The 12,634-nt window shown below is 61.1% G+C and carries 12 protein-coding genes; 7 read left to right on the top strand and 5 right to left on the bottom strand.

Going from position 1 to position 12,634, the window contains the following annotated elements:
• Positions 1-93 precede the first annotated feature (93 nt).
• On the top strand, positions 94-495 hold the full coding sequence (locus ACSSVC_RS29215) for a hypothetical protein (protein WP_346633964.1): 402 nt from the start codon (positions 94-96) through the stop codon (positions 493-495).
• A gap of 88 nt (positions 496-583) precedes the next feature.
• On the opposite strand, the gene leuA is transcribed toward ACSSVC_RS29215, so the two are convergent.
• From leuA to ACSSVC_RS29195, 4 genes are all read right to left on the bottom strand, one after another.
• Positions 584-2,263, bottom strand: a complete 1,680-nt coding sequence (leuA, locus tag ACSSVC_RS29210) for a 2-isopropylmalate synthase (protein WP_346633965.1) — start codon at positions 2,261-2,263, stop codon at positions 584-586.
• Between the two features lie 356 nt (positions 2,264-2,619).
• A complete protein-coding gene (locus tag ACSSVC_RS29205; protein ID WP_123724692.1) occupies positions 2,620-3,441 on the bottom strand; it encodes a M23 family metallopeptidase in 822 nt (273 codons plus the stop codon).
• 3 nt (positions 3,442-3,444) lie between these two features.
• A complete protein-coding gene (gene xseA / locus ACSSVC_RS29200; protein WP_346633967.1) occupies positions 3,445-4,824 on the bottom strand; it encodes an exodeoxyribonuclease VII large subunit in 1,380 nt (459 codons plus the stop codon).
• 5 nt (positions 4,825-4,829) lie between these two features.
• Positions 4,830-5,771, bottom strand: a complete 942-nt coding sequence (locus ACSSVC_RS29195; protein ID WP_492611779.1) for a LysR family transcriptional regulator — start codon at positions 5,769-5,771, stop codon at positions 4,830-4,832.
• A 101-nt stretch (positions 5,772-5,872) separates the two neighbouring features.
• Between ACSSVC_RS29195 and ACSSVC_RS29190 the strand changes: the two genes are divergently transcribed.
• The 6 genes from ACSSVC_RS29190 to ACSSVC_RS29165 all read left to right on the top strand — a co-directional run bounded on the left by ACSSVC_RS29190 (position 5,873) and on the right by ACSSVC_RS29165 (position 11,721).
• Positions 5,873-6,643, top strand: coding sequence for a sulfite exporter TauE/SafE family protein (locus ACSSVC_RS29190; RefSeq protein WP_404937586.1), 771 nt, complete (start codon positions 5,873-5,875; stop codon positions 6,641-6,643).
• A 132-nt stretch (positions 6,644-6,775) separates the two neighbouring features.
• A complete protein-coding gene (locus ACSSVC_RS29185) occupies positions 6,776-7,324 on the top strand; it encodes a sugar ABC transporter ATPase (RefSeq protein ID WP_346633970.1) in 549 nt (182 codons plus the stop codon).
• Between the two features lie 116 nt (positions 7,325-7,440).
• Entirely contained in the window at positions 7,441-8,910 is a 1,470-nt protein-coding gene (gene guaB / locus ACSSVC_RS29180) for an IMP dehydrogenase (RefSeq protein WP_025129573.1), read from the top strand.
• A 104-nt stretch (positions 8,911-9,014) separates the two neighbouring features.
• Positions 9,015-10,592, top strand: coding sequence for a glutamine-hydrolyzing GMP synthase (gene guaA, locus ACSSVC_RS29175; protein ID WP_025129574.1), 1,578 nt, complete (start codon positions 9,015-9,017; stop codon positions 10,590-10,592).
• A 323-nt stretch (positions 10,593-10,915) separates the two neighbouring features.
• The gene (locus ACSSVC_RS29170; RefSeq protein WP_492611778.1) at positions 10,916-11,194 is read left to right on the top strand and encodes a hypothetical protein; all 279 of its coding nucleotides are present in this window, start codon (positions 10,916-10,918) and stop codon (positions 11,192-11,194) included.
• Between the two features lie 5 nt (positions 11,195-11,199).
• On the top strand, positions 11,200-11,721 hold the full coding sequence (locus ACSSVC_RS29165) for a helix-turn-helix transcriptional regulator (protein ID WP_492611777.1): 522 nt from the start codon (positions 11,200-11,202) through the stop codon (positions 11,719-11,721).
• Positions 11,722-11,737: 16 nt separating this feature from the next.
• On the opposite strand, the gene treR is transcribed toward ACSSVC_RS29165, so the two are convergent.
• On the bottom strand, positions 11,738-12,442 hold the full coding sequence (gene treR / locus ACSSVC_RS29160; protein WP_346633972.1) for a trehalose operon repressor: 705 nt from the start codon (positions 12,440-12,442) through the stop codon (positions 11,738-11,740).
• Between the last annotated feature and the right edge of the window lie 192 nt (positions 12,443-12,634).

Here is a 12,634-nt window from a genome sequence, read left to right as displayed (position 1 = left end):
GGCTGGGCCGCGGCTCTACACTTTTTTACAGGTTGCACATATCAAGCTTCAGGGATGAAGGCCGATAGGACGGACATTCAGGAGGAATCAGTCATGACCACCATCAATGCCAATGTCGTCAATCCTTACCCGCTGTCGGCACCGAAGACAGCGACCGGCGAAGCCGAAGACACCAGCCCGCTGGCGCCGGTTGCCCAGGGCAAGGACGGCGAAGACAAGGAGCTGCGGGTCAACTCTGCCGATGCCAGCATCGATGCGGTGAAAGGCGGAGGCGATCCGGTCAAGCAACTGCAGAAGCAGATCGAGCAGACCCAGAAGATCCTTGAGCAACAGCAGGCGCAGTTGGCCAGCACCGAGAAGGGCCAGGCCAGCGACGAGCAGAAGGCCCAGCAGGTGATGGAGATCCAGACCCAGATCGCCGTGACCAACAGCACTTTGCAAGTGTTGCAGGCAGCCTTGTTGCAGGCCATGTTCAGCGTCGACGTACATGCCTGAGGCGAGCGTCGCCGGTTGTTAGGTTAATGCCACATACAAAAAGGCCCCGAGGAGCAGGACTCCCCGGGGCCTTTTTTGTCAGGGCTGCTTAAGCGGCCTTGGCTTCCTGCTCGCTCAGGGAGCGGTTCAGGGCACTGAACAGCGCTTTGAAGCTGGCAGTGGTGATGTTTTCGTCGATACCAACACCGTGGACCGCACGTTCACCGTTGACCCGCAGTTCGATGTAGGCCGCGGCCTTGGCGTTGGTGCCCGCACCAATGGCGTGTTCGTTGTAGTCCATGATCTCTACAGGAATCGGCAGGCCGGCCACCAGGGCTTCCAGGGCGCCATTGCCCTTGCCACGCCAGTTCAGGTTGGTCTCGCCCTGGCCCTTGCTCGACACTTCCACTTCCACGGCGCTGTGGCCGTTTTCTTCCTGCAGGCGATGGCTGACCAGCGCGTACGGAGTGTTGGCCTGCAAGTATTCGCTGTGCAACAGCGCGTGGATTTGCTGGGCAGTCATCTCCAGACCCAGGCGGTCGGTTTCACGTTGCACCACCTGGCTGAACTCGATCTGCATGCGGCGCGGCAAGCTGATGCCGTATTCCTGTTCCAGCAGGTAGGCGATACCGCCTTTGCCCGACTGACTGTTGACGCGGATGACCGCCTCGTAGCTGCGACCGATGTCGGCCGGGTCGATCGGCAAGTACGGCACTTCCCACAAGCCATCGGCTTTCTGCTGGGCGAAGCCCTTGCGGATTGCGTCCTGGTGGGAACCGGAGAAGGCGGTGTGGACCAGGTCGCCAACATAAGGATGACGCGGATGCACGGCAATCTGGTTGCACTCTTCCACGACTTTGCGCACGCCGTCGATGTCGGAGAAGTCCAGTTCCGGGTTTACACCCTGGGTGTAGAGATTCAAGGCTACGGTGACCAGATCGACGTTACCGGTACGTTCACCGTTGCCGAACAGGCAGCCTTCGACACGATCGGCGCCCGCCATCAGGCCCAGTTCGGTGGCGGCTACACCAGTGCCACGGTCGTTGTGGGTGTGCAGGCTGATGAGCACGCTGTCACGACGGTTGATGTGGCGGCAGAACCACTCGATCTGGTCGGCATAGATGTTTGGCGTCGCCACTTCAACGGTGGCCGGCAGGTTGAGGATCACCTTGTTGGTCGGCGTCGCGTTCCAGACTTCCACCACGGCGTCGCAGACTTCCTTGGCGAACTCCAGTTCGGTGGCGCTGAAGGTTTCCGGCGAGTACTCGAACTGCCATTGGGTTTCCGGCTGCTGGGCGGCGTACTTGACGAACAGTTTGGCCGCGTTCACTGCGATCTCTTTCACCCCGGCCTTGTCCTGGTTGAAGACGATACGGCGGAACGAAGGGCTGGTGGCGTTGTACAGGTGGACGATGGCTTTCTTGGCGCCACGCAAGGATTCGAAGGTACGGGCGATCAGGTCTTCACGGGCCTGGGTCAGCACCTGGATGGTGGTGTCGTCCGGGATGTGGCCGCCTTCGATCAGGGTGCGCACGAAGTCGAAGTCGGTTTGCGAGGCAGCGGGGAACGAAGCCTCGATCTCTTTCACGCCGACGGCCACCAAGGTCTTCCAGAAACGCAGCTTCTTGACCGCATCCATCGGCTCGATCAGCGACTGGTTGCCATCACGCAAGTCCGAACTGCACCAGATCGGCGCGCTGGTGATGGTCTTCGACGGCCAGGTGCGGTCCGGCAAGTTGATGGTCGGGAACGCGCGGTACTTAGAGGATGGGTCTTTGAGCATGGTCATGGCGAAATCCTTATTGTCCGGGCCGAAAAGAGGCGGCCTACCGGTGAGTCAAGAGTGAGGTGTTGACGCAGGGGGATGAGGCACCGCGATTCAGCCTGGCAGTCGTGCGCTGACGAGGCAGAGGCTCCGGTGTTGACGACGCTGAATGAGGGTGTGAGAGGTTTTCATGTGCTCAACCCTAACCACTGAGGTGAGAGATGGCAAGCAGTCGAAAAAAATTGAGAGGAATACTCGAAATAGAAGCTATATCGAGATTTTATGCTGCCTATTCTTTGAAAGAATACTAACGATTGCGCAGTCATGATGGCCTGCGCAATCCTCGTGGGAGCCGGCTTGCCGGCGATCAGGGCCCGGGATCAGGGTTGAAACGCCCCGATAAAGATCGCCGGATCGACCCGTGCATCGTTCAGGCTGATGTTCCAGTGCATATGCGGGCCGGTCGCGCGTCCGGTCGAACCCACCTTGCCCACCACTGCCCCACGGGCCAGAGACTGACCCACCTTCACGTCAATCTTCGACATGTGGCAGAACATGCTGATAAAGCCCTGGCCGTGGTCGACGAACACCGTGTTGCCATTGAAAAAGTAGTTGCCGGTCAGGATCACCTTGCCGGCCGCCGGGGTCTTGATCGGTGTGCCTGCCGGCACTGCGAAATCCAGGCCAGCGTGGGGGTTGCGCTCCTCGCCGTTGAAGAACCGGCGCACACCGAACTTGCTCGACAGCGGCCCGTTCACTGGCTTGTCCAGCAGCAGATTGCTCGGGGTGTTGGGGCTGAAGCTGCGATAGGCACGGAGCTGCTCTGCCAGTTCACCATCGATGCGTTTCAGGTCAGCCGGGTTCGGATTGACCTGGCGCTGGTTCTTCAGGGTGATGTGCTGCTCGGGGTACTTCTTACTGCCCACCACGAAGTTCAGGCTGCGGTTGCCGGCGCTGATCTGCTGGGTGCCTGGCTTGACCGTCAAGGGGATACCGACAATGGCCAGCCAGTTGTTCTGCTCCTTCACCACCAGCACGGGTTTGCCCTGGTAGCTGGCCTTGGGTGCCTGGGCTGCGCTGCCCAGGTCCACTACCGCCACGCCACCAGGCACGGGTTTGTTCAACAGGCGAGTGATGTAGCTATCGGCGTTGGCGTTGAAGGCCAGGCACAGCAACAGCAGGGAAGCGAGAAAACGCGGCATGGATCAGTCCAATAGAGAAAGAGTGACAGGCGTCAGGTGGTTGTCTTCGACTCGCACCTGCAGTTCGCCTTCGCCCAGGCGGGCGGTGAGGCGCTGGCCATTGCGGGTCTGGGCGGCAGTGCGGATGGCGTGGCCGCGGTCGTCCAGAAGAATGCTGTAGCCGCGCCCGAGGGTGGCCAGGGGGCTGACCACATGCAGGGTCTGCATCTGACTGTGCAACTGCAGGCGTCGGGCTTTCAGGCCTTCGCGCATGGCTCGGGGCAGGCGTTCGGCGAGGCTGTCCAGGCGCTGGCGCAACAGGGCCAGCTGCCGTCCTGGATGCTGGGCGCCGAGGCGGGTTTCCAGGCGGATCAGGCGCTCGCGACGGGTATTGAGGTTGCGCTCGAAGGCCCTGCGCATGCGCATATCCAGGTCATCCAGGCGTTGTGCTTGCTGACGCAGACGTTCGCCCGGATGGCGCAGGCGTCTGGCCAGGCCGTCCAGGCGTAAGCGGTCGCGCATCAGCCGGTCGCGGATGCGCATCACCAGGCGGCGATGCAGGCTCTCGACCCGGCGTTGCAGGTCACTGGAGTCGGGGGCCAGCAGTTCAGCGGCGGCCGAAGGGGTGGGGGCCCTTACGTCGGCGACGAAGTCGCTGATGGAGACGTCGGTTTCATGGCCGACGGCGCTGACGATCGGCGTTACGCAAGCATCGACCGCCCGGGCTACCGCCTCTTCGTTGAAGCACCAGAGGTCTTCCAGGGAGCCGCCACCCCGAGCCAGGATCAAGGCATCGAAGCCTCGGGCATCGGCCAATTGCAGGGCGCGGACGATCTGCGCCGTGGCCTCGCGACCCTGCACGGCCGTGGGGATCAACGTCAGTGCAACCTGGGGCGCTCGGCGGCGGAATACGCTGATGATGTCGCGGATCACCGCGCCGGTGGGCGAGCTGATAATGCCAATGCGTTGCGGATGGGCCGGTAACGCTACTTTGCGTTCGGCACTGAACAACCCTTCGGCGCTGAGCTTTTCCTTCAGCGCATCGAAAGCCAGACGCAGGGCGCCGTCACCGGCGGGCTCCACAGTGTCGAGAATCAGCTGATAGTCGCCGCGTCCCTCGAACAGCGATACCTTGCCCCGGACCTTGACCGCCAGGCCGTCCTTCAGCGCTTGACGGACCCGCGCGGCATTCTGCCGGAACAGCGCACAGCGCACTTGGGCGCCGCTGTCCTTGAGGGTGAAGTACACATGGCCGGAAGCCGGGCGGGCAAGGTTGGAGATCTCGCCTTCGACCCAGATATTGCTGAACACATCCTCGAGCAGCACCCGAGCGCGGCCGTTGAGCTGGGTGACGGTGAGGACCTCGCGGTCCAGGCCGAGTCGTGCAAAGGGATCTTTAATCATGGGGCTCAGTTTAAAGGGCTGTCTGGCAATGGAACAACGCAAATCGGCAGATCCAGGTGAGCACGCAAATATTCGACGAACTGTGCCACCAGGGGCGTGGGTTGCTGACGATAGGCGAGGGCGACGGTGCTTTGGCAGTCGCTATCGGCCAGGGGCAAGAAGCGGACGCCGGCCGGGGCAATGTCCTGCATCGAGGCGGGCAGCAGGGCAATGCCGAACCCGGCCTGGATCAACTGCAACTGGGTGGTCTTGCGCGACATCACCCGCGCCGCCTTGGGAAAGAAACCCTGGCGCATGCACAGCTCGGCCGACAGGTAGCTCAAGCCGCCGCGCTGTGGATGAGGGATGGAGATAAAGGCCTGGTCCCTGAGCTGTGCCAGGTCCACCCCATGAGGCGCAGGGTCCAGTGCCAGCGGATGCTCCGCAGGCACTGCCAGCAGCAGCGGCTCACTGAACAATGGCACGATCTGTACGCCTTCCCGCTGGCGCAGTACCGGCAGGCGCAGCAGGCCGATATCCAGCCGGCCTTCGGCGAGTTCTTCCAATTGCCCCTCGGAGGACAGTTTGACCATGTCCATGGACGCTCCGGGGCAGGATTGCAGATAACCGCTGATGCCCTGCAGCAGGCGGCCGCTCATGGGCACGGTGCTGGAATGACTGAGCCGTAGCGTGCCCAATTGCCCCTGGCCCACCTGGGTGGCCAGTTCACTGGCCTTGTGCAGCTCGCTCAGCAGGTTGCGCGCCTTGGGGAAGAACGCCTCACCGGCGGCGGTCAACCGTGGCAGGCGTGCGGTGCGCTCGAACAGTGGGGTTTGCAGCTGGCTTTCCAGCTCCTTGATCTGCCGGCTGAGGGCCGATTGGGCGACGAACAGGCGCTCTGCCGCAGCACTGAAGCTGCCGCATTCGGCGATTTCCACGAAGTAGCGCAATTGACGGGTTGAAATCACAAGACATGCCTTTTTGTGATGAGTAGGCGACTTTGAAGATATTAGTCGCAAGGCTCGCTGCTGGCTAAAGTCGTTGCGTACTGACTAAGGAAGTTGCAGTGATGAGTGTGATCATCGAGGGTTTGAACCAGTGGTCTTTCGGTCCGGGCGGTTGGCTGGTCATCGGTCTGGGGATCGCGCTGGCGTACGTGGTGTTTGGCATTGCCGGTTTCGGCACGGCGCTGGTGGCGGGGCCGATCCTGATCCTGTTCATGCCGTTGTCGAAAATCGTGCCGCTATTGGTGTTGCTCGACTTTGTCGCGGCCTTCGGCAACCTGCTGCCGTCGCGCAAGGATGTGGCCAAGCCCGAGTTGTTGCGCTTGCTGCCGTGCATGGCGCTGGGTTGTACCTTGGGGGTGATCTTTTTGCTCAACCTCAAGTCCGATTTGTTGCTTCTATTAATGGGGCTGTTTATCAGCGCTTATGCCGTTTACAGCTTGTGGGTTAAGGCGCGTCCCACACGCTTGGCGGTGGGGTGGTCAGTGCCCATGGGGATTGTCGGCGGGATGTTTGGTGCCTTGTTCGGCAGTGGCGGCTTTCTATATGCCATTTACCTGAACAGCCGTTTGCCCAAGGACCCGGCCCGGGCCACCCAGAGTGCGTTGATCAGTTGCAGCACCGTGGTGCGTCTGAGTCTGTTTGCCGTGGCCGGGGTGTATGCCGAGTTGCCGCTGTTGCTCTTGGCTGGGTGTTTGCTGCCGGCGATGGCGTTGGGCTTGTGGGTGGGACGGCGCTTGACCATGAGGCTGTCTCGGGAAGCTTTTGTGCGCCTGGTGACCTGGTTGGTGCTGGCCAGTGGTGTTGCCTTGATCGGGCGCTACCTGAGCACTTGACCTACGAGGTTCAGGGATTAAGCTGCGGGCCTTTAAATCTGTTCGCCTGCCCGCCGGCTCCTACAATTAATGCTAGGCGCCGGCTAGCCGGCGAAAGCGTTCGTACCGTCCCAGCATGTTCCAGGCTTATCCATGAATTCGCAAAGCATCCTCGTCCCGAAAATTTCCACCCTGCCGGTGCACGAGCCCCGGGCTCGGGCCATTGTGCGTTGGCTGGTGCGCAAGAATATCGTCGAGGAAACCCTGAGCACCTGTGGGCGTACCGGCAATCGCATGGGCCATGCCATTGCCGCCGGTGCCCGGGACGTTGTGCTGCGCCCGGACGCACTGCCTTTTGGCGAGCCGATCAATGGCCTGGAGATCATCACCAAGCGTTGCATCTATACCCCGGCCAGAGGCTTTCTCGAAGAAGCCGGCTGCGCCGAGTGTCGCCAGGAAGTGGGCGAAGCGCTGTTCGAGAGCCTGGAAGACTGGATGCCCGGGCGGACCGACAACTTTACCTGCCCCGAATGCGGTCATGAAGATGACATCAACGGGTTTCTGTTCCTGCAGGCCTGTGGTTTTTCCAACCTGGGGTTCATCTTCAACAACTGGGCAGAGGCGGGCTTCAAACAGAGCTTTATCGACGAATTTGCCGATTGGCTGGATCAGCCAGTGAGTTGGGTGAAGGTCGAGCTGTAGCGTGGCGATATCTCCATCTATCACTCCAGCGATATTAGACAGAGTTTTACATTGAGCCCGGGTAGGTGTCTGAGTATAATGGCGCGCTTCCATTTTCCCGCCCGGGAGCCCCCGCGATGCTGCGTATCAGCCAAGAAGCCCTCACCTTCGACGACATCCTCTTAGTGCCCGGTTATTCCGAAGTACTGCCTAATGAGGTCAGTCTAAAGACCCGTTTGACCCGTGGCATCGAGCTGAATATTCCACTGGTTTCCGCCGCCATGGACACCGTCACTGAAGCCCGTCTGGCAATTGCCATGGCTCAGGAAGGCGGCATCGGCATCATCCACAAGAACATGACCATCGAGCAGCAAGCTGCCGAAGTGCGCAAGGTCAAGCGTTTCGAAGCCGGTGTGGTCAAAGACCCCATCACCATCGAAGCCGACGCCACCGTACGTGATCTGCTCGAACTGACCAGCATGCACAACATCTCCGGTGTGCCCGTGCTGCACAACGGCGATCTGGTGGGCATTGTGACTTCCCGCGACGTGCGTTTCGAAAGCCGTCTGGAAGTCAGCGTCCGTGAAGTGATGACGCCTAAAGAGCGTCTGGTCACGGTCAAGGAAGGCGCCGACAAGACCGCCGTCCGTGAACTGCTGCACAAGCACCGCATCGAACGCGTACTGATCGTCGACGACGCCTTCGCCCTCAAGGGCATGATGACCGTCAACGACATCGAGAAAGCCAAGGCTTACCCACTGGCCAGCAAGGACGATCAAGGTCGTCTGCGTGTAGGCGCTGCAGTCGGCACTGGTAAAGACACGGGCGATCGCGTTGCTGCGCTGGTCAACGCCGGTGTCGATGTGGTGGTGGTAGACACCGCCCACGGTCATTCCAAAGGTGTGATCGACCGCGTTCGCTGGGTCAAAGAGAACTTCCCTGAAGTCCAGGTGATCGGTGGCAACATCGCTACCGGCGCTGCAGCCAAGGCTCTGGCCGAAGCTGGCGCTGACGCCGTCAAGGTCGGTATTGGCCCTGGCTCGATTTGCACCACCCGTATCGTTGCCGGTGTTGGCGTGCCGCAAATCAGCGCGATCGCCAATGTTGCAGCAGCACTGGTCGGCACGGGCGTTCCTTTGATCGCCGACGGCGGTATCCGTTTCTCCGGTGACCTGTCCAAGGCCATCGTGGCCGGTGCCTCCTGCGTGATGATGGGTTCGATGTTCGCCGGTACCGAAGAGGCGCCGGGCGAGATCGAACTGTTCCAGGGTCGTTCCTACAAGGCTTACCGTGGCATGGGTTCCCTGGGCGCCATGTCCCAGGCCCAGGGCTCTTCCGATCGCTACTTCCAGGACTCCTCCGCGGGTGCCGAGAAGCTGGTGCCGGAAGGTATCGAAGGTCGCGTGCCGTACAAGGGCACCCTGACCGCGATCATCCATCAACTGATGGGTGGCCTGCGTTCTTCCATGGGCTACACCGGTAGCGCCAACATCGAAGAAATGCGCACCAAGCCGGAGTTTGTCCGCATCACCGGCGCCGGCATGGCTGAATCCCACGTCCACGACGTGCAGATCACCAAGGAAGCGCCAAACTATCGCGTAGGTTGATAGTGATCGCCTCCAGGCTCAGGCCCGGAGGCGATTGACGAATTTAGTAACCGGGGCTGTGTTTTTCAGCCCCGTGTCGTTTCTGAAATTAGACGAGACTGACCATGGCCCTCGACATTCACGCTCACCGTATCCTGATCCTCGACTTCGGTTCCCAGTACACCCAATTGATCGCCCGTCGCGTGCGCGAGATCGGTGTCTACTGTGAACTGCATCCGTTCGACATGGACGACGAAGCGATCCGCGAATTCGCTCCCAAAGGTGTCATCCTCGCCGGCGGTCCCGAGTCCGTGCACGAAGCCAACAGCCCTCGCTGCCCGCAAGCGGTATTCGACCTGGGCGTTCCGGTCTTCGGCATCTGCTACGGCATGCAGACGATGGCCGAGCAACTGGGCGGCAAGGTCGAAGGTTCCGAACTGCGTGAATTCGGTTATGCCCGCGTTGATGTGGTCGGCAAAAGCCGCCTGCTGGACGGCATCGAAGACCACGTCGACGCCGATGGCCTGTTCGGCCTCGACGTATGGATGAGCCACGGTGACAAAGTCACCAAGATGCCGGAAGACTTCCACATCCTGGCCAGCACCCCGAGCTGCCCGATTGCCGGCATGTTCAACGACGACCTGCGCTACTACGGCGTGCAGTTCCACCCGGAAGTGACCCACACCAAGCAGGGCGGCCGCATCCTTTCGCGCTTCATCCTCGACATCTGCGGCTGTGAAGCACTGTGGACGCCGTCGAAGATCGCCGAAGACGCGATTGCCCAGATCCGTGCCCAAGTCGGCACCGACAACGTCCTGTTGGGCCTGTCCGGCGGCGTCGATTCCTCCGTGGTCGCGGCCCTGCTGCACAAGGCCATCGGCGACCAGCTGACCTGCGTCTTCGTCGACAACGGCCTGCTGCGCCTGCACGAAGGTGAGCAAGTGATGGCCATGTTCGCCGAGAACATGGGCGTCAAGGTGATCCGCGCCAACGCCGAGGAGCAGTTCCTGGGCAACCTGGCCGGTGAAGCTGACCCGGAGAAGAAGCGCAAGATCATCGGTCGCACCTTCATCGACGTGTTCGATGCCGAATCCTGCAAGCTGGAAAACATCAAGTACCTGGCTCAAGGCACCATCTACCCGGACGTGATCGAGTCGGCTGGCGCGAAAAGCGGCAAGGCCCACGTGATCAAGTCGCACCACAACGTGGGCGGCCTGCCGGAAGAAATGAACCTCAAGCTGGTTGAGCCACTGCGCGAGCTGTTCAAGGACGAAGTCCGCCGTCTGGGCCTGGAGCTGGGCCTGCCGTACGACATGGTCTACCGTCACCCGTTCCCGGGCCCGGGCCTGGGCGTGCGCATCCTTGGTGAAGTGAAGAAGGAATACGCCGACCTGCTGCGTCGTGCCGACCACATCTTCATCGAAGAACTGCGCAAGGCCGACTGGTACCACAAGGTCAGCCAGGCATTCGTAGTGTTCCAGCCAGTGAAATCCGTCGGCGTGGTCGGCGATGGCCGCCGTTACGCCTGGGTCGTGGCCCTGCGCGCCGTGGAAACCATCGACTTCATGACCGCACGTTGGGCGCACCTGCCTTACGAGCTGCTGGAAACTGTCAGCGGCCGGATCATCAACGAAATCGAAGGCATCTCCCGCGTCACTTACGACGTGTCGAGCAAGCCGCCGGCCACGATTGAGTGGGAGTGATCGGGGCCGAGTGATCGGCGCTTGATCCATTCGCGGTAAACAATGGCGATCGGGACCTTGGGGTGTCGATCGCCATTGTCGTTTCTGGGGGATTGAATCCGTTACACATCGACATTTGTGTTGCAGAACCTTTAGAAGCGGCGCTTTTTCGCCTTCCGGCAATATCACGTAAGACATGTTCGGCGCTCTGTCCCGGGCTTCTCTCTACCCTTGGGTCTTCCCCCGCTGTTTTTACTGCGGCTTGTTCGTGGTGCGGGTTTGATCGGATTGCTTAAGGTTGTCAGTTGACAACCGTGCATGGCTGGCGATACTGGAGGCTACGGATGGCTCGTGCAACTCATCCCAAGAAGGATATTGAAATGGCCCTGCGCTACGCCGAATGGCAGGGCTGGCGCATTGAGGTCGGCGGCGGCCGTGCCTGGGGCCGGATCTACTGCCCGTACAACAACGAGGTGTGTCGCTGTGGCGAGTTCTGCATTACCAGCGTGTGGCGCACGCCGAAGAACCCGAGCCAGCACGCTCGGGCGCTATGCCGGGTGATCGACAACTGCACCCTGAACCAGCTGCGTGGGGCCAGGGCCCCGGCAGCCCGCAAGGAGTAAGGACCATGGAATACCTGTTCACCCTCAACTATCTGCTGCCGCTGGAGGACAGTGATCCGCTGCAACTGGTGGAGCGCCTCGGTGCGGCGGGTTGCACTGACGTCCTGGTGGGAACCGGCCTGGCCGGGCGCCTGGCCCTGGAGTTCAGTCGCGAGGCCGAGAGTGCCGAAGCGGCGCTGCTCAGTGCCCTGGGGGATATCAAGCGGATCATTCCCGAGGCTCGGCTGGTAGAGGCCAGCCCGGATTTTGTCGGCCTCAGCGAGATCGCCGAGATCGTCGGCGTGTCCCGGCAGAACATGCGCAAACTGATGCTCGGTCACGCCGACAGTTTTCCCCTGGCGATCCATGAAGGCAGCACTTCGCTGTGGCATCTGGCGGAAGTCTTGAGCTGGCTGGACAGCAAGGGCGGCTATCCCCTCAAGCACCCGGTGATCGAAGTGGCGCGAGTGGCGCAGCAGGTGAACACCGCCAAGGAGTCGAAGCGCATCGGCCCCCTCAGCGGTGAGCTGGTGGCCCTGTTGGGCTGACGGGGCAGGGTGGGGATTAGCGCCGGGCCACGTCGGAGAAGTAGAACTTGTCCAGAGTGTGCCGTGATTCGGTGTATTCGAACTGCCGCCCGTCCTGGAGAAAGGTCTGGTTGCTCACCACGATCACATGGCTCTGGCCGTCCAGGTCGAGCAGCTGCTGGTCGTCCTTGCTCCTTGGGCTGGCCTCGATGGTTCGCTGGGCGTAGCTGATGTTCAGTTGCAGGGTCTGTTCGATGTAGGCGTAGATCGAATGCTCGGCGATCTCTCGGTCCAGTCCCGGAATCAGCTCGGCGACAAAATGGTTGATGTCGAGAATCACCCGCTTGCCGTCGATCCGTCGCACTCGTTTGATCCGCGTGATCAGGCTGCCTTCTTGTGCCTGCAGATGGTTGCGCAGGGCGCCTTGCAGGGGAAACTGGCTGAACTCCACCACCTCGGTGCTGACGTCATCCCCCAGCCCTGGATAGGTTTCCTGGAAACTGACGATGCCGCCCAGCTGGAACTCGATGGGATTGGGCGAGAGCACGAAGGTGCCCTTGCCGTGGATCTTCTGCGCGAAACCGCGCTCCTGCAGCAGTTCGATGGCCTTGCGCACGGTGCCGCGGCTGGCCTGGTAGCTGTCCATCAGTTCGCTTTCCGAAGGCAGGCGGGCGCCACGCTCCAGACGTTCGGTGGTGATGCTGGCAAGCAGATCGCTGTAGATCTGGTTGTATTTGCTCATGGGATGGCTCTGTGCCGGACTGTGCTCAAGGCAGGCACCTTAAGGGCTGGACGGGGCATTTGTCCATGCGCCCTGGTGATGCTTTCCCGGGTGGAAAAAGCATGGCGCAGGGCCACGCTGGAAGAAAATTTCAAACTCGTCTGTACGAGTTATTGATTTAACTCGTACAGACGAGTAATTTGCCCCTCGGCG

It is taken from the genome of Pseudomonas sp. E1BtOHC1, from assembly GCF_058744285.1.
This window is presented reverse-complemented; position numbering and strand designations above follow the sequence as displayed.